We start from the raw sequence: 17,106 nt of genomic DNA on the forward strand, positions 1-17,106 counted from the left end.
CCGTCGGTAACCCCCGCTCTCGCAGCGGCAACTCTTGCGTCTCCCGTCCCTTGCGCACCAACCCCGGAGCGCATTTCCCCGGAAGGCAGCCCATGGAGAACCCGTCGCCCCCGGACGCGATCACCCGCCGCCGTGCCCTGACCGTCGCCGGCGGCGTGCTCGCGGCCGGCGAGGTCGCCGGGTTCGGCGGAGGCGGCGTCCACGGCTACCGCTCCCTGGAGGGCACCTTCCTCGGTGGCTGCCTCTTCTCCGGCCGCGTGGCCGGGAAGGCGGCGGCAGCCGCGACGGCGACCTGAACCGGCCGGGGGCGGCCCGCACTTCGGCCCGCCCCCCGGCCGGCCGTCGGTCAGGACGGGGACAGCTCGCCGCGCACCGTACGGGCCGCGGCGACCAGGTTCTCCAGCGAGGCGCGGGTCTCGGGCCAGCCACGGGTCTTCAGACCGCAGTCGGGGTTGACCCACAGCCGCTCGGCGGGGATGGCCCTCAGCCCGGTGCGCAGCAGCTCGGCCGCCTCCTCCCGGCCCGGCACGCGCGGCGAGTGGATGTCGTAGACACCCGGCCCCGCCTCGCGCGGATAGCCGTGGGCGGCCAGCTCGCGGGCGACCTGCATATGGGAGCGGGCGGCCTCCAGGCTGATGACGTCGGCGTCGAGATCGTCGATGGCCCGGACGATGTCGCCGAACTCGGCGTAGCACATGTGCGTGTGGACCTGGGTGTCCGGGCGTACCCCGCCGGTCGTGAGCCGGAACGCCTCGGTGGCCCAGGCCAGATAGCCCGGACGGTCCGCGGCGCGCAGGGGCAGGGTCTCCCGCAGGGCGGGCTCGTCGACCTGGATGACCGAGGTCCCGGCCGCCTCAAGGTCGTTGACCTCGTCCCGGAGCGCGAGCGCGACCTGGCGGGCGGTGTCGGCGAGCGGCTGGTCGTCGCGGACGAACGACCAGGCGAGCATGGTGACCGGGCCGGTGAGCATGCCCTTGACCGGGCGGGAGGTCAGGGACTGGGCGTACGACGTCCAGCGCACGGTCATCGGCGCGGGCCGGGAGATGTCGCCGGCCAGGATCGGCGGGCGCACGTAACGGGTGCCGTAGGACTGCACCCAGCCGTGCTGGGTGGCGAGGTAGCCGGTCAGCTGCTCGGCGAAGTACTGGACCATGTCGTTGCGTTCGGCCTCGCCATGCACCAGGACGTCGAGCCCGGCCTTCTCCTGGAAGGCGATCACCTCGCGGATCTCGGCCTTGATCCGCTCCTCGTAGCCGGCCGTGTCGATGCGCCCCGCCCTCAGGTCCGCCCGTGCGGTGCGCAGTTCGCCGGTCTGCGGGAAGGAGCCGATGGTGGTGGTCGGCAGCAGCGGCAGACCGAGGTGGGCGCGCTGCGCGGCGGCCCGCTCGGCGTACGGCTGGGAGCGGCGCGCGTCGGCCCCGGTGACGGCGGTGGCGCGAGCCCGGACGTCCGGATTGCGGGTGACCGGAGAGCCCGCGCGGGAGGCCAGGTCGGCGCGGTTGGCGGCGAGTTCGGCCGCGATGGTGTCGGTGCCCTGGGCGAGGCCCTTGGCGAGGGTCGCGACCTCCCGCGTCTTCTGCTTCGCGAAGGCGAGCCAGCGCAGGATCTGCGGTTCGATGTCCCGCTCGGCGGACGCGTCGAGCGGCACATGGAGCAGCGAGCAGGACGCCGACACGTCGACCCGGTCGGCCAGGCCCAGCAGGGTGCCGAGGGTGGCGAGCGACTTCGACAGGTCGTTGACCCAGATGTTGCGGCCGGACACCACACCGGCGACCAGCCGCTTGCCGGGCAGTCCGCCGACGGCCGCGAGCGCCTCCAGATTGGCGGCCGCGGACTCCGTGAAGTCCAGCGCCAGCCCCTCGACCGGAGCCTTGGCCAGCACCGGCGGCGCCTCGCCGAGCCGGTCGAAGTACGAGGCGACCAGCAGCTTCGGCCGGTCGGTGAGGTCGCCGAGCTCACGGTAGGCGCGGGCGGCGGCGTTCAGCTCGGCCGGGGTGCGGTCCTGGACCAGGGCGGGCTCGTCGAGCTGCACCCACTCGGCGCCGGCCGCGCGCAGGTCGGCGAGGACCTCGGCGTACACCGGCAGGAGGCGGTCCAGCAGAGTGAGCGGCTCGAAGTCCGCGGCGACGCCGGGTGCGGGCTTGGCGAGCAGCAGGTAGGTAACCGGCCCGACCAGGACCGGCCGGGCGGTCAGCCCCAGCCCCAGACCCGCGGCCTCCTCGAACTCGGCGACCTGCTTGGCGGAGTCGGCCGCGAACACCGTCTCCGGGCCCAACTCCGGCACCAGATAGTGATAATTGGTGTCGAACCACTTCGTCATCTCCAGCGGCGCGACGTCCCTGGTGCCGCGTGCCATCGCGAAGTACCCGTCGATCGGGTCGGCGGCGACGGCGTCCCGGTGCCGGTCGGGGACGGCGCCGACCATGACGGTCGTGTCGAGGACGTGGTCGTAGTACGAGAAGTCACCGGTGGGGACCTCGTCGATGCCGGCCTCGGCCAGCTGCCGCCAGTTGGCCCGGCGCAGGCCGGCAGCGGTGGACCGGAGCCCGTCGGCGGTGACGCGGCCCTTCCAGTAGCCCTCGATCGCCTTCTTCAGTTCCCGGTTCGGGCCCTGGCGGGGGTAGCCGTACACGGTGGTCCGTGCTGCCGCGGCTGCGGACTTGCTGGTCACGGAGATCTCCTTCGCGAGATGAATCCCTGAGATCCCGGGGACGGGACGAGAGCGCGAAGGGTGCCGGACCGGACGGCAACGACCCATGGCCGCCCGTTCGGTGCGCACGCCGACCCGCCCTCGAGGTCACCGGGATTCCGCGCGCGGATCCGTCCGCGCACGGGCAGTTGGCAGGTCTTCGGACTCGCGGGCACATCCATGGCGTACGAACTCGTACGGGACACGGACACCTACTGGCCGTCGCTTCCCAGGCCCGGTACATCGGACCCAGTGCGTATGACGGCGGTCGTTCCCACTCACCGCTGCGGGGCAGTCCCGGATTCCCACCGGGTTCCCTCTTACGACGCGTCCCGCCTGGCTGACGGGGCGAACCAGCTGCACCGGCAACTCTAAGTGTCCCGGCTGTACATGTGAAACCCCCGCCCGGTCTTACGGCCCAGCAGCCCTGCCTCCACCATCCGCTGGAGCAGCGGGGGAGGGGCGTAGAGGGGTTCCCGGAACTCGTCGTAGAGCGACTCGGCGATCGAGGCGACGGTGTCGAGGCCGATCAGGTCCGCCAGCTTCAGCGGCCCCATGGGGTGGGCGCAGCCCAGCTCCATGCCGGCGTCGATGTCGGCGGCGGTGGCGAAGCCGGACTCAGCCATGCGGATCGCCGCCAGCAGATACGGGACGAGCAGCGCGTTGACGACGAAACCCGCGCGGTCCCGGGAGCGGACGACCGTCTTGCCGAGTACCCCGGTGGCGAAGGCCTCCACGGCGGTGACCGTCTCCGTCGCCGTGTGGAGGGTGGTCACCACCTCCACCAGCGGCAGCACGGGCACCGGGTTGAAGAAGTGCAGGCCCACGACCCGGTCGGCGCGGTTCGTGGCCATGCCGAGCCGCATCACGGGAAGGGAGGAGGTGTTCGTCGCCAGCACGGCCGCCGGATCCTCGACGATCTTGTCCAGCGTGGCGAACACCTCCAGCTTGGCGTCGGCGTTCTCGATGACGGCCTCGACGACCAGCTGCCGGTCGGCCAGATCCGCCAACTCACCCGTGAAGACCAGCCGTTCCAAGGCGTCCCGCGCTGCGGCCGCTTCCAGCTTGCCCCGCCGCACGGCACGGTCCAGCGAGGCGGCCACGCGCTCACCGGCGGCGCGGGCGGCGGTGGCGTCGGCCTCGCACACGACCGTGTCGAGCCCGGCCCGCGCACAGACCTCGGCGATGCCGGCGCCCATCTGCCCGCCTCCGACGACCCCCACCCGCCTGATGCCCCCGCTCATGCCCCGGCCTCCGTCCGCCGCACGAGGTGCCGGGTGTACGCGTCCGGCGTGAAGAACAGCGGCAACTCGCCCACCAGGGCGTTGCGTTCGAAGAGCGCACGGATGTCATCGAGGGGCGCCCACGGGTACTCGGCGCCCAGCGCCACGAGTTCGTCGTCGAGCAGCCGCAGCACCGTCTCCCGGTCGATCACCCGGTGCCGCAGCCACTGCCAGAGCTGCACCCGGGCGATCTCGGCGGTGGCCGCGTCCTCCATCAGGCCGTACAGAGCCACGGCGCCCTGCCCGCGCAGCCATGCCGCGAAGTAGCGCAGGGCGACGGCGATGCCGGCGCGCACGCCCTCGGGCGACGGCGGACCGCCGATCCGGCGCACCGACAGCAGGTCGGCGGCGCTGACGTCCACGTCGTCGCGCGTACGGTCGATCTGGTGCGGTCGCTCGCCGAGGACACCGTCGAACACCTCGCGGCACACGGGCACCAGCCCGGGGTGGGCCACCCACGATCCGTCGAAGCCGTCCTCCGCCTCCCGCTCCTTGTCCAGCCGCACCTTGGCCAGCGCCGCCTCCTGCGCGTCCGGCTCCCGGCTCGGCACCTGCGCGGCCATACCGCCGATCGCGTGGGCGCCCCGCTTGTGGCAGGTACGGACGAGCAGTTCGGTGTACGCCCGCATGAAGGGGGCGGTCATCGTCACCTTCGCCCGGTCCGGCAGCAGGAAGTCGGTGCGGTGGCCGAAGGTCTTGATCAGGCTGAACAGGTAGTCCCAGCGGCCCGCGTTGAGACCGGAGCTGTGCTCGCGCAGCTCGTAGAGGATCTCCTCCATCTCGAACGCGGCGGTGATCGTCTCGATGAGGACGGTCGCGCGGACCGTGCCGCGCGGGAGGCCGAGGAGTTCCTGCGCGGTGACGAAGATGTCGTTCCACAGCCGGGCCTCGTAGCGGTTCTCCAGCTTCGGCAGGTAGAAGTACGGGCCGCGGCCGGCGTCGATCTGGCGCCGGGCACAGTGGAAGAAGTACAGCCCGAAGTCGACGAGGGCGGCGGGCACGGGCCGCCCGTCGAACTCCAGGTGCTCCTCGTCGAGATGCCAGCCGCGGGGGCGGACGACGACGGTCGCGAGCCGGTCGGGGTCACCGAGCCGGTACTCCTTGCCTTCGGGGGTGGTGAAGTCGATCCGGCGCTCGATGGCGTCGAGCAGATTGAGCTGACCGGAGACGATGTTGTCCCAAGTGGGCGCGGTGGCGTCCTCGAAGTCCGCCAGCCAGACCTTGGCGCCCGAGTTGAGGGCGTTGACGGTCATACGGCGCTCGGGCGGGCCGGTGATCTCCACCCGCCGGTCGGCGAGACCGGGCGCCGGCGGCGCCACTCGCCACGTCGGGTCGGCGCGCATGGCCGAGGTGACCATGGGGAAGTCGAGCGGGGAGCCACTGGCCAGGCGCAGGGCCTGTCGGCGACGCTCCTTGAGGAGTTCCCGACGACGTTCCCCGAAGGCGGCGGCCAGTCGGCCGACGAAGTCCAGGGCAGCGGAGGTGAGGATCTCGTCGTGCCGGTGCCCGGGGGCGGCGAGGACGCGGACGTGGTGGGTCAGAGCAGTGGTGGACATCGGCTTCTCCTGACTGGGACGTTCAGGGCATCGCCCTCAAGGGGCGCGGGGCTGTGTCGAATGTTCGGCCACCGCCGGGTGGTCGCGATCAGCCCCCACGCACCCGCAGACAACGAACCGGACCTAGTGGAACTGCTCTTCCTCGGTGGACCCGGCGAGCGCGGTCGTCGAGGAGGCGGGGTTGACAGCGGTCGACACCAGGTCGAAGTACCCTGTACCAACCTCCCGCTGATGCCGCACCGCAGTGAACCCCTGCGCCTGCGCGGCGAACTCCCGCTCCTGCAGATCGACATACGCGGTCATCCCGTGCTCGGCATAGCCACGCGCAAGGTCGAACATGCCGTGGTTCAGGGAGTGGAACCCGGCCAGCGTGATGAACTGGAACCGATACCCCATCGCCCCCAACTCCCGCTGGAACTTGGCGATCTGGTCGTCGTCCAGCGCGGCCTTCCAGTTGAAGGACGGCGAGCAGTTGTACGCCAGCATCTGGTCCGGATGCTCGGCATGGATCGCCTCGGCGAACTCCCGCGCCTGCGCGAGATCCGGCGTCCCGGTCTCGACCCAGATGAGGTCGGCGTAGGGCGCGTACGCAAGGCCCCGGGCGATCACCGGCGCCATCCCGTTCCGCACCCGGTAGAAGCCCTCGGCCGTCCGCTCGCCGGTGACGAACTCGGCGTCGCGCTCGTCGACATCACTGGTCAGCAGGTTGGCGGCGAGGGCGTCCGTACGGGCGATGACCACCGTCGGCACATCGGCGATGTCGGCCGCGAGCCGGGCCGCGTTGAGGGTCCGGATGTGCTGCGAGGTCGGCACCAGGACCTTGCCGCCGAGGTGACCGCACTTCTTCTCCGAGGCGAGCTGGTCCTCGTAGTGGATGCCGGCGGCCCCCGCCGCGATCATCGCCTTGGTCAGCTCGAAGGCGTTCAGCGGGCCGCCGAACCCGGCCTCGGCGTCGGCGACGATCGGCGCGAGCCAGTCCGTGGTGTCACCCGCGCCCTCGGCGGTGGCGATCTGGTCGGCGCGCAGCAGCGCGTTGTTGATCCGACGGACCACCTGGGGAACGGAGTTGGCCGGGTACAGGCTCTGGTCGGGGTAGGTGTGCCCGGCCTGGTTGGCGTCGGCGGCGACCTGCCAGCCGGACAGGTAGATGGCCTGGAGCCCGGCCTTGACCTGCTGGACGGCCTGGCCGCCGGTGAGCGCCCCGAGGGCGTGGACGTAGTCCCGCTCATGGAGTTGCCGCCACAGCCGCTCGGCGCCGCGCCGGGCCAGGGTGTGCTCCTCGCGGACGCTGCCGGAGAGCCGTACGACGTCCTCGGCGGTGTACGTGCGCTCGATGCCCTGCCAGCGCGGGTCGGTGGCCCAGCGCCGGGCGAGTTCCTCGGCCGCCTGCGTGCTCGCTTCTGCCATGACTGTCATCGTCTCCTCAGAGATGGCACTGCGTGTCTGCCTGTGGGCGCGGCCCGCCCGCCACCCAGGGGGAGCGTGGCGGTGTTTGCCGGTAATCGCCGGTGTTCGGCGGGCTGCACCGAAACTCTGGCACTGGCACTGAGTGCCATCAACCATGGCCGCTTGCCAACTTCTGCGAATCTTCCGCCCGCCTTTTGCCAACTTTGCGAAGGGTGCGCGGCGGATCGGTTCGCGTACGCTGATCGGCACCCGGACAGGAGGAGCACGCGGTGAGCAAGACGTACGCGGGGCCCCGCCTGCGGCGGCTGCGCGAGGAACGCCGGATGAGCCAGGCCGAGCTGGCCCGCGTCCTCGGCATCTCGCCCAGCTATCTGAACCAGATGGAGCACGACTCCCGCCCGCTCACCGTCCCGGTCCTGCTGCGCCTGACCGAGGCCTTCGGCGTCGACCCCGGCTTCTTCTCCGAGCGCGACACGACGCGCCTGGTCGCCGACCTGCGCGAGGCGCTCGCGGGGGAGCTCGCCGAATCCCGGGTGGCGCTGTCCGACCTGGCCGAACTGGCCTCGCGTATGCCCGCCGTGGCACAGGTCCTGCTCGAACTGGGCCGCCGTAACCAGCGGTTGTCCGAGCGGCTCGCCGGAGCGGCGGACGGCCGCGAAGGCGATCCGGGCTCCGCGTCCTCACCGCACGAGGAGATCCGGGACTTCTTCTACCGTCGCCAGAACTACCTGCACGAGACCGACCTCGCGGCCGAACGCCTCGCCGGCGAGATCGGCATCCGCCCGGGCGAGGTCGTCGGCGCCCTCGCGACGAGACTGGCCGACGCCCACGACGTCCGCCTCGCCACCGGAACCGGCGACCACCTCCACCCCGCCGGACTCCGACCGCACCCCCGCGACGCGGGCGCCCGACCCGACCCCCACGACACCGGCGCCCGCCCGCACCCCCAGGACGCCGACGCCCGCCTCCACCACTACGACGCGACGACCCGCACCCTCCACCTGTCCACCCGCCTGCGCCCCGGCCAGAGAGCCTTCCGCATGGCGACCCAACTGGCCCTGCTCGAATACGGCGACGACCTCGACCGCCAGGCCGCCGAGGACTTCCCGCCCGGCTCGACCGCCCACGCCCTGGCCCGCATCGGCATCGCCCACTACTTCGCCGCCGCGCTGATCCTGCCGTACACCGCCTTCCACACGGCGGCCGAGGAGGTGCGCTACGACATCGACCGCCTCACCGACCGCTACGGCCTCGGCTACGAGACCGTCTGCCACCGCCTGAGCACCCTGCAGCGGCCCCGGCTGCGCGGTGTGCCCTTCTCCTTCGTGCGGGTGGACCGGGCCGGGAACATGTCCAAGCGGCAGTCGGCCACCGGGTTCCACTTCTCCCGGGCGGGCGGCACCTGCCCGCTGTGGAACGTCTACGAGGCGTTCGCGGCGCCCGGCCGGATCCACGTCCAGATCGCCGAAATGCCGGACGGGCAGCGGTACTTGTGGACGGCCCGCGCGGTCACCCGGCACCGCGGCGGCTGGGGCGAGCCCGGCCGGACGTACGCCATCGGGCTGGGCTGCGAGGTCCGCCACGCCCATCGCCTCGTCTACTCCGAGGGCCTGGACCTCGCCAACGCCTCCGCGGCCACCCCGATCGGCATGGGCTGCCGGGTCTGCGAGCGCCTCGACTGCCCCCAGCGGGCCGCACCACCGCTCGGGCGTCCACTGCGGATCGACCAGAACAGCAGTACGTTCGTGCCCTATCCGGTGGAGCACGACGGGCCCGGATGACCGGGCAGGTTCCCGCGGGTGGCGTGTACGAGTCCTTGGGCCGGATTCTGGACGCTGGTTGGACGCGAGGATTCAGAAGTGCTGCCCAGGGACCTTCGAGTAGGCGGCTCTGCCCGGTCGGCCGCTGGGTACGGGGGCCGCCCGAATGGGGTGCGGTCCGAGCTGGGACGCGAAAACGGCCCGTACCGGATACGGTCCGGAAAGGACCGACAGACATGGCGGGACGGTCCGGACTGGGCGGGTCATGCGTGACGTGATCCGGTGTGCACGAGCGGGCGGGCTTGGTTCTACCGACGGGACCTGGCACCAGAACCGGCAGGGCTCGGCGGCGGCCGCACACCCCTCAAGAGAGGCATGCTCGCCCGCCGCCGATCCCTGCCCGTCGGGCCGATCATGGACTATCCGGCAGAAGGCTGCCGTGTCCCTGCCGAGTGGTGGGTGCTACCCCGCCGTGTGGCTGGAGCTGCCGCTCGCCGGGCCGCAAGAGCTCTACGTGGCTTTAGGGTCTAGTCGACATGGGCCGGACGGCATGAACGAAGGTGAGGCGGAGCGCGTGATCCGGGTAGTGGTGGTCGACGACGAGGCACTGGTCCGCTCGGGCTTCGAACTCATTCTGGGCGCGTCCGAGGACATCGAGGTCGTCGCGACCGCGAGCGGCGGCCACGCGGTGGAGGCCGTCCGGCGGGAGCGGCCGGACGTGGTGCTGCTGGACATCCGGATGCCGGACGTCGACGGGCTCACCGTCCTGCGCGAGCTGCGGACGATGCCGGATCCGCCGGTGGTGGCGATGCTGACCACGTTCGACGCCGACGAGTACATCCTGACCGCGCTGAACTCCGGCGCGGCCGGCTTCCTGCTCAAGGACACGGAGCCGGAGCAGCTTGCCCACCTGGTGCGGACCCTGGTCGCGGGCGGTGTGGTGCTGTCGCCCAAGGCGTCGCGGACGCTGCTGCACAGCCACCCCGGCACCGAGGCGGCCGTCGACGAGGAGGCCGCGCGGGTCCGGCTGCTCACCGCGCGGGAGCGCGACGTCCTCGTCCTGGTGGCGGAGGGACTGTCGAACGCCGACATCGGGGCGCGCATCCATCTGGGGGCGGGCACGGTGAAGGACCACGTCAGCGCGATCCTCACGAAGCTGCGGGTGACGAGCCGGGTGCAGGCCGCGCTGCTGGCGCAGCGGGCCGGGCTGCTCGACGAGCGCCCGCGGTCGGAGGCCGGCCGATGAGCCGTGCACGTGCCGTGTGGCAGCGGGTTCCCGCGCCGGTCGTCGACATCGTCCTGGTGGCGGTGGCGGCCGTGGATGTGCTGGTGGTGGACATGTGGGAGCACACGCGTCTTGAGGTCACGCTGGCCGCGGTCGGCTGCGCCGCGTTGGCGTTCCGGCGCAGGTTCCCACTCGGCGTCTTCCTGCTCACCCTGCCCATCGCGCTGATGCAGGATGTCGCCGTCGCTGTGCTCGCGGCGCTGTTCACGCTGGCCGAACGCTCCCGCAACCGCCGTCTCCTCGCGGTGTGCGTCGTCCTGGCCGCCGTCGCGAGCAGTACTCCGTGGCCCCTGGCCGCGGAGTACCGGACCATGACGCTGGTTTTCTTCGTGTACAGCCTGGCAACCAGCGTCGCCCCGGTCCTGTTCGGACAGCTTCTCCAGGCACGACGGGACCTGGCGCGGCGGCTGGCCGAGGTCGAGGAGGCCAGGGAGCACGAGCGGACCCTGCACGCCCAGGCCGTGCTCGCCCGTGAACGCGCCCAGCTGGCCCGCGAGATGCACGACGTGGTCTCCCACCAGGTCAGCCTGATCGCCGTACGGGCCGGGGCGTTGCAGGTCGCCGCCAAGGACGCGGACGCCAAGGAGGCCGCCCGCACGATCCGTTCGCTGAGCGTCACCACCCTCGACGAGCTGCGCACCATGGTCACGCTGCTGCGTGCCTCCGGCGGCAAATCCACCGAGCTGACGCCGCAGCCCACCTTGGCCGACCTGCGCAAACTGGTCGAATCCAGCGGCACTCACACGGAGCTGACGGGTGAGCTGCCGCCCACCGTGGGCACACCCGCCCAACGCGCCCTTTACCGCACGGTTCAGGAGGCGCTGACCAACGTCCGCAAGCACGCCCCCGGCGCCAATGCTCGCGTCGAGCTGTGGCAGGACGGGGACGGTATCGGAGTGACCGTCACCAACACCCCTCCCACGCGCCCCTCCCTCTCCTTGCCCGGTTCGCAGCAGGGCTTGGTCGGCCTGCGGGAACGGGCCGAGATCCTGCACGGCACTCTGGACGCGGGCCCGACTGCTCAGGGCGGCTACCGGGTGCGGCTGTGGGTTCCCCTGAGCGCGGACTGACATGCTGTTCTGTCGGCTTGCGGCTCACGCGGCTCACACGTGAGCCTCGGCCGGCAGCGGGCGGCGACGCCCCTGGACCGTGCTCCGCCGGCTTGCCTCTTGTCCAGCTCCCCATCCTGAGCGTGTCCGGTGCCGCGTCAGCCCGTTGAGGATCCCGCAGGCCCCAGCCCAGGAGCAGGACGGTGTTGATTCCGAAGGCGACGTACTCGATGCCTGTGGAGTGCCACCAGCCAAGGCCCGCCCCCCCACAGCAGCAGTGTGGTGGGCAACGCCGCTACTACCAGCGGCCATTCGGCGAGGACCGCGCGCACCACTCCCCTCGACACCAGGAGCCCGTACACGCCGCCGAACAGCGCAGTCGGCTGGGTCAGCCAGTCCCATAGCCCACGTCTGCAACGGATGGCCGACTCGGTGCGCATAGGGGGACTTTCGCGGTCTTGGTTCCCTTGGGTGTCGGTGCGTGAGGTTGTCCGGCCGGGACTGGGGCAGTGGACGACCGGACAACCCCGCGTGTGGTGGGTCACCGCGCGGGGGCCAGGAGCTGGGTGGCCGCCAGCCGCGCGTACAGCCGGTCCTGGTCCACCAGTTCCTCATGGGTGCCCACGGCCCGGACCCGGCCGGCGTCCATGACGACGATCCGGTCGGCGCCTGTCACCGTCGACAGGCGGTGGGCCACCACCAGCACAGTGGTCTCCCGGGCCACGTCCGCGATGACGTCCCGCAGCGCGAGCTCGTTGACGGCGTCGAGTTGCGAGGTCGCCTCGTCCAACAGCAGCAGGCGGGGCTTGCGCAGTACGGCGCGGGCGATGGCGATGCGCTGCCGCTCACCGCCCGACAGCTTCGAGCCGCGGTGGCCGACCGGGGTGTCCAGGCCGTGAGGCAGACGCTCGACGAGGGTGTCGAGCTTCGTGCGGGCCAGGACGTCGCGGAGGGCGTCGTCCGTCGCGCCGGGCGCCGCGAAGACCAGGTTCTCCCGTAGCGTGCCGGCCAGTACCGGAGCGTCCTGCTCCACGTACCCGATGGCGGACCGCAGCTCGCCGAGGCACCAGTCCCGTACGTCCTCGCCGTCCACCAGGACCCGGCCGCCGGTGGCTTCGTAGAACCGCTCGATGAGCGCGAAGACCGTCGACTTGCCCGCGCCGGAAGGACCGACGAAGGCCGTCATCCCGGCACCGGGCACCTCGAAACTCACCTGCTGGTGGGTGTACGGCAGGCCCGGGCGGTAGCGGAAGGACACGTCCTCGAAACGGACCGACGCCGGACCCGGCGCGGCTGTCCCCTGCCGGGGCAGGGCGTCCGCCTGCCGAGCGGGCGATTCCGTCGAGAGGCGTTCCACGGCCGCGATGCGGGAGATCGCGGCCGCCCCCTCCTGGTAGGAGGTCACGGCGTCGACCAGCTTGGACACCGGCTCGATCAGATAGAAGAGGTACAGCAGGAAGGCGATGAGGGTGGACACGGGGATCTCCCCGGACGCCACCCGCGCCCCGCCGACGGCGAGCACCGCGAGGAAGGCCAGCTGTACGGCGAGTTCGTCGGCCGAGCCGGCCACGGCCTCCCACTTCGCGCTCTTCACACCGTGCCGCCAGGCCCGCCGTGCCGCCGCCTCCACCCGGGCGGTCTCCCGCTCCTCGGCACCGGACGCCTTCACCGTGCGAAACGCCCCGAGAGACCGCTCCAATCCGACGGAGATCTCCCCGACCGCCTCCTGCGACCGCTCGGTGGCCCGCGCGATCTGTGGCATCACCAACGCGGCGGCCCCACCGACCAACACGATCACACCGAGCGTCACACCCAGCAGCACGACGTCCAGGAACGCCATCACCACGACCGCCGCGACGAAGGCCACCGCGCCGGTGGCCGCGGAGACGACCGCGTGGGTGCTGACCGCCCGCAGCAGCGTCGTGTCCGAAGTGACCCGGGACATCAGATCACCCGGCGGGATCCGCTCCCACTCCGAGATCCGCAACCGCAACAGCCGCCCCACAAGGGTGCGTCGCGCGGCCAGGACCACCGACTCCGCCGTCCGCTCCAGCACGTACGCGCCGAACGCCTCGACCGCCGTGCCCAGCACCACCAGCACGGTGAGCGCGATCAGGATCCCGGCGATGGTCTCGCCGGAGGCCAGCCGGTCCACCAGCGCCTTCGTGGCCAGCGGCTGCAGCAGTCCCCCGGCGGCCCCGACCAGGGCGCACAACAGACCGAGGGCGACCGCCCACCGGTGCGGCCGCACATACGCGCCCAGTGCCTTGATCGTCTCCCGGGCGGACAGGGACGGCTCATCCGTCATCGGAGCGGATGCGGTGTTCACGAAGTTCCCTTCTTCTGCGGTGTCGCGGCGTCACAACCCGGTACGCGGGCCGAAGTGCCGGGGCAGTCCTCGCGCTCCTTGTGTCGGCGCGGTCTGTCATGCCTGCAGCCTTCAAGCCCGGCCGCCACGCGCCCATCCGGCAACCGTCGGGTCCACCCCCGCCAAGTGGCTGAACAACACCGCCCGTCCGGTCGCACCGGACCGACCGGTCAGGACGAGACTCCGCCGATCGGCAGGGCGGTACCCGCCGATCGGCGGGGGAGAGCCCGAAGACTGCCGGATGGTCCGCCCCCGGACTCCCACGCGAGATTCGCCCCATGACACAGACACAGCCGCCGCAGGAGACGTCAGCTCCGCAGGAGAACTCGCCTCCGCCGCCCCAGACCTCCCCCGATTCCCCGGCCTCGCCCGGTCCTTCGATGGGACGCCTCGTCGGGGTGGACCTGGCCCGCGCGCTGGCGGTGTTCGGCATGTACGTCGTGCACATCGGCCCCCCGCTGTCCGCCACGACTGGCGTCGCCAGCTGGATCCGATACATGTCGGACGGCCACTCGTCGGTCCTGTTCGCCACCCTCGCCGGGTTCTCCCTGATGCTGCTCGCCGGCCGCCGCGAGCCCAAGACCGGCCTGGCGGGCCGGCAGGCGAGGGCCCGCATCGCGATCCGCGCCGTGATCCTGCTGGCGCTGGGCACCGTGATGGCGATGGAGTACGGGGGCGTGATCATCCTCGGCTTCTACGGCGTCTACTTCCTCCTCGCCCTGCCCCTGGTGCGACTGAGCGCCAGGACCCTCGCGATCATCGCGGCCGCGTTCGCCCTCGTCACACCGCAGCTGGCGTTCGTCCTCACCTCGCTGCTGACCCCGTCGGTCCAGCAGAGCATCAACACCTACGACCCGCTCCGCCACCTCAGCGAGGTCGGCGTCCTCGATCTGCTGCTCACCGGCTTCTACCCGGCGCTCACCTGGATGTCGTTCGTCATCGCGGGCATGGCGCTGGGCCGCCTCGACCTCTCCTGCGGCACCATCCAGAAGCGCCTGGCCGCGCTCGGCGCCACCCTCACCGCGGCCGCCTACGGCATGTCCCTGCTGCTCGCCGGCAAGGGCGCGTTGCGGAGCCTCGCGGAAGACGGGCCGTCGTCCGGCGGCTCCGGGTCGATGCCCACCGGCAGCGGGTCGATGCCCACTGACGCAGGGTCGTTCCCCGACATGCCCGCGTCGTTTCTCCTGAAGGCCGGGCCGCACAGCGGCACCACGTTCGACATCATCGGCAGCGTCGGAATCGCGATCCTCGTGATCGTGGGCGCGACGGTGGCGATGGACCGTCTGCCGCGACTGCGCCGCCTGGCCAAGCCGGTCATTGCCGTGGGCACCATGTCCCTGACCGCCTACGTCGGCCACTTCCTCGCACAGTCCGCACTGTCCACGCCCGCCGGAACCGGCACCCAGCAGTCCTGGCTGCCCCTGATCATGTACGTCCTCGGAGCCATCCTGTTCGCCGCGATCTGGTCCCGCTTCTTCCGCCGCGGCCCCCTGGAGTACCTGCTCAACGCCGCCACCAAGCCGGCGAAGCACATCCGATGAGACCCGGGCCGGGGTGTGAACCTCCACACTCCACCCCGGCCGGGCCGCTCATGGATCCAGCATCTGCCGCACTGCCGACCCAACGCCCATCCGGGTCAGGACTCCGTGGGCACGCACAGCACCGGGGTGGGCGACAGGTGGAGCAGTTTGTGCGGCGTGGAGCCCAGCAGGGCACCGCGAAGAGGGCTCTCGCCCCAGCTGCCGACCACGATGCATCTCGCCGCATGGCGTGCCGCGGCGTTGATCAGCGCCTCGGCGGGTTTCGCGTCGATGATCTCCACGGTGGTCCGCACGCCGGCCTCCTCGGCGGCCTCGACCGCGTGACCGAGCGCGGCGCGTCCGGCCTCGTGGAGGGCATCGCGGTGAGCCGCGTACTCCTCACCGACGGAGCCCGGTGCCGCGGCGCCGTAGACCAGCACCAGCGGCTCACCGAACGCGGCCGATACCTCGATGGCGACGCGCAGTGCGCGGACCGCGCCGGGGGACTCGTCGTATCCGAGAACGACCGACATGTTCAGCGCTCCTTGTCGCCGTGGCCGTGGCCGTGGTCCTGGCCGTGGACGAGATCGGGGTCGGCGACCTCTGGCCGCTCCGACCAGAAGACAGGAGCCATCAGGCGCCACACGACCATGAGGACCACACCCACGAGGGCGATACCGATGCCGATGACCAGCGGCGGACCGAGCCCGAACCACGAGACACCGCTGTAGGAGTTCGCGGGGTCGGACATGTCGCCGACCGACTCGACCAGCAGCCAGACCAGCAGTCCGGCGCCGACCAGGGGGCCGAGGCCGATGAGGACGAAGTGGTGCAGGCTCTCGGTGAGGTGGCGGCGGTAGTAGACCGCGCACGCGATGCCCGTGAGCGCGTAGTAGAACGCGATCAGCAGGGACAGCGCGGTCAGCGAGTCGAAGAGGGCGTTCTCGCTGATCTGGCGAACGACCAGGTACCAGGCGATGGCGATGCCGGCGACCCACCACGTACTCACGTCGGGGGTGCGGAACCGGGAGTGGATGTGGGCGAAGTGGTCCGGCAGCGCGTGCCGGCGTGCCATGGACAGCGCCGTGCGGGAGGCGGGGATGATCGTCGTCTGCGTCGATGCCAGGCCGGAGGTCGAGACCGCCAGCAGCACGACCCAGTCCCAGCCGCCCATCGCCTCGTCGGCGAGCAGGGCGAAGATGAACTCCTCCTCCTCGGCGTTCTCGGCCAGGAACGCCGGTCCGGCGTAGGCCACGACGGCGTAGGCGACCGACACATAGGTCACCAGCAGGATGACCGTCGACCATACGGCCGCCTTGCCGGGGGCGGTGGCGGAGTCCTCGACCTCCTCGGTGAGGTTGACCGCCGACTCCCAGCCCCAGTAGATGAACACGCCCAGCAGCAGGCCCGCGGTCAGCTCGGCGCCTCCGGCCCCGAACGGGTCCAGCCAGCTGATCGACGGGTCGGTGGAGTCGAGCGTGCCGGTGTCGGCGTAGACCCGGTACAGCGCCACCACGGCGAACGCGATCAGGCAGACGACCTGCGCCAGGATGAGGATGTTCTGCACCCGGGCCGAAACCTCCGTGCCGATGACGCACACGGCCGTCATCACCAGGATGAGCAGCACCGTGAGCAGTTGGCGCACGAACTCGTTCTCGACCCAGCTGTCGAGCCCGAAGGCCAGCAGGGCGAACGTCACCGCGACGTCCGCCAGCGAACCGACCACCAGGACCCCGGTCATCGTGATGGCCCAACCGCCGAGCCACCCCGCCCACGGACCCATCGCCCGGGTGACCCACGAGAAGGTCGTCCCGCAGTCCTGGTCGACCCTGTTGAGGTAGTAGAACGCCGACGCGATCAGCAGCATCGGCACGAACGACGCGAGCATGACGCCGGGCGCGTAGACACCCACGAGGGCCACGACCGGGCCGATCGCCGCGGCCAGCGAGTACGCGGGCGAGGTGGCGTTCAGACCGATGACGAGCGCGTCGACGAACCCGATCGCGTTGGCCTTCAGCCCGTCGGGCGGGCGGGTGTCCGTGGTGCCGTCGGCCATGCTCCCTCGCTTCGGTCGTGGGTGACCTCATCAAACAGGGAGGCATGGGATCTGCCGGGGCTTTGCCGTCCGGTCGCGGGGTGTATCACCCGTGTGCCCACCCCACGACGGACGGCCGCTCACAGCCGCGGGC

The 17,106-nt window shown here is 71.5% G+C and carries 12 protein-coding genes and 1 riboswitch; of the genes, 5 read left to right on the top strand and 7 right to left on the bottom strand.

Annotation, left to right across the window (positions count from 1 at the left end):
* The first annotated feature begins 92 nt into the window (after window positions 1-92).
* A complete protein-coding gene (locus ABD932_RS15045) occupies window positions 93-296 on the top strand; it encodes a hypothetical protein (protein WP_345012759.1) in 204 nt (67 codons plus the stop codon).
* A 50-nt stretch (window positions 297-346) separates the two neighbouring features.
* Here the strand turns inward: ABD932_RS15045 and metE are convergent, their stop codons facing one another.
* From metE to aceA, 4 genes are all read right to left on the bottom strand, one after another.
* Window positions 347-2,671, bottom strand: coding sequence for a 5-methyltetrahydropteroyltriglutamate--homocysteine S-methyltransferase (gene metE / locus ABD932_RS15050; protein ID WP_345012761.1), 2,325 nt, complete (start codon window positions 2,669-2,671; stop codon window positions 347-349).
* Window positions 2,672-2,823: 152 nt separating this feature from the next.
* Window positions 2,824-3,062, bottom strand: a riboswitch (cobalamin riboswitch).
* Complete coding sequence (locus ABD932_RS15055; RefSeq protein ID WP_345012763.1) at window positions 3,061-3,933, bottom strand: 3-hydroxybutyryl-CoA dehydrogenase; 873 nt, start codon at window positions 3,931-3,933, stop codon at window positions 3,061-3,063. It overlaps the preceding riboswitch by 2 nt.
* Window positions 3,930-5,528, bottom strand: a complete 1,599-nt coding sequence (gene aceB, locus ABD932_RS15060) for a malate synthase A (RefSeq protein WP_345012765.1) — start codon at window positions 5,526-5,528, stop codon at window positions 3,930-3,932. Before aceB ends, ABD932_RS15055 begins: the two co-directional genes overlap by 4 nt.
* Before the next feature lie 123 nt (window positions 5,529-5,651).
* On the bottom strand, window positions 5,652-6,935 hold the full coding sequence (aceA, locus tag ABD932_RS15065) for an isocitrate lyase (protein ID WP_345012767.1): 1,284 nt from the start codon (window positions 6,933-6,935) through the stop codon (window positions 5,652-5,654).
* Between the two features lie 269 nt (window positions 6,936-7,204).
* Between aceA and ABD932_RS15070 the strand changes: the two genes are divergently transcribed.
* The 3 genes from ABD932_RS15070 (at window position 7,205) to ABD932_RS15080 (ending at window position 11,050) form a co-directional block, all read left to right on the top strand.
* Window positions 7,205-8,716, top strand: coding sequence for a short-chain fatty acyl-CoA regulator family protein (locus ABD932_RS15070; RefSeq protein ID WP_345012769.1), 1,512 nt, complete (start codon window positions 7,205-7,207; stop codon window positions 8,714-8,716).
* Between the two features lie 529 nt (window positions 8,717-9,245).
* Complete coding sequence (locus ABD932_RS15075; protein WP_030043109.1) at window positions 9,246-9,941, top strand: response regulator; 696 nt, start codon at window positions 9,246-9,248, stop codon at window positions 9,939-9,941.
* Window positions 9,938-11,050: a sensor histidine kinase gene (locus tag ABD932_RS15080; RefSeq protein ID WP_345012773.1), complete on the top strand. Its 1,113-nt coding sequence runs from the start codon at window positions 9,938-9,940 to the stop codon at window positions 11,048-11,050. The genes ABD932_RS15075 and ABD932_RS15080 overlap by 4 nt, the downstream gene beginning before the upstream one ends.
* Window positions 11,051-11,570: 520 nt before the next feature.
* Here ABD932_RS15080 and ABD932_RS15085 read toward each other — a convergent pair.
* A complete protein-coding gene (locus ABD932_RS15085; protein ID WP_345012775.1) occupies window positions 11,571-13,358 on the bottom strand; it encodes an ABC transporter ATP-binding protein in 1,788 nt (595 codons plus the stop codon).
* Between the two features lie 317 nt (window positions 13,359-13,675).
* Here ABD932_RS15085 and ABD932_RS15090 point away from each other — a divergent pair, with 317 nt between their 5' ends.
* Window positions 13,676-14,938 carry a DUF418 domain-containing protein gene (locus ABD932_RS15090; protein WP_345012777.1) on the top strand — a complete coding sequence of 421 codons (1,263 nt, stop codon included), beginning with the start codon at window positions 13,676-13,678 and terminating at the stop codon, window positions 14,936-14,938.
* 95 nt (window positions 14,939-15,033) lie between these two features.
* Here ABD932_RS15090 and ABD932_RS15095 read toward each other — a convergent pair whose 3' ends face one another.
* Both ABD932_RS15095 and ABD932_RS15100 read right to left on the bottom strand, forming a co-directional pair.
* The gene (locus ABD932_RS15095) at window positions 15,034-15,450 is read right to left on the bottom strand and encodes a universal stress protein (protein ID WP_345012779.1); all 417 of its coding nucleotides are present in this window, start codon (window positions 15,448-15,450) and stop codon (window positions 15,034-15,036) included.
* A gap of 2 nt (window positions 15,451-15,452) precedes the next feature.
* The gene (locus ABD932_RS15100; protein ID WP_345012781.1) at window positions 15,453-16,973 is read right to left on the bottom strand and encodes an APC family permease; all 1,521 of its coding nucleotides are present in this window, start codon (window positions 16,971-16,973) and stop codon (window positions 15,453-15,455) included.
* Between the last annotated feature and the right edge of the window lie 133 nt (window positions 16,974-17,106).

Origin of the sequence: Streptomyces shaanxiensis (genome assembly GCF_039537145.1) — a bacterium.
GTDB classification, from domain to species: domain Bacteria; phylum Actinomycetota; class Actinomycetes; order Streptomycetales; family Streptomycetaceae; genus Streptomyces; species Streptomyces shaanxiensis.

Excerpts from the sequence above, each read along its gene's own strand:
- ABD932_RS15080 (WP_345012773.1), top strand. The coding sequence starts at position 9,938 with ATGAGCCGTGCACGTGCCGTGTGGCAGCGGGTTCCCGCGCCGGTCGTC.
- ABD932_RS15100 (WP_345012781.1), bottom strand. The coding sequence starts at position 16,973 with ATGGCCGACGGCACCACGGACACCCGCCCGCCCGACGGGCTGAAGGCC.
- ABD932_RS15075 (WP_030043109.1), top strand. The coding sequence starts at position 9,246 with ATGAACGAAGGTGAGGCGGAGCGCGTGATCCGGGTAGTGGTGGTCGAC.
- ABD932_RS15045 (WP_345012759.1), top strand. The coding sequence starts at position 93 with ATGGAGAACCCGTCGCCCCCGGACGCGATCACCCGCCGCCGTGCCCTG.
- ABD932_RS15055 (WP_345012763.1), bottom strand. The coding sequence starts at position 3,933 with ATGAGCGGGGGCATCAGGCGGGTGGGGGTCGTCGGAGGCGGGCAGATG.
- aceA (WP_345012767.1), bottom strand. The coding sequence starts at position 6,935 with ATGGCAGAAGCGAGCACGCAGGCGGCCGAGGAACTCGCCCGGCGCTGG.
- ABD932_RS15090 (WP_345012777.1), top strand. The coding sequence starts at position 13,676 with ATGACACAGACACAGCCGCCGCAGGAGACGTCAGCTCCGCAGGAGAAC.
- aceB (WP_345012765.1), bottom strand. The coding sequence starts at position 5,528 with ATGTCCACCACTGCTCTGACCCACCACGTCCGCGTCCTCGCCGCCCCC.
- ABD932_RS15095 (WP_345012779.1), bottom strand. The coding sequence starts at position 15,450 with ATGTCGGTCGTTCTCGGATACGACGAGTCCCCCGGCGCGGTCCGCGCA.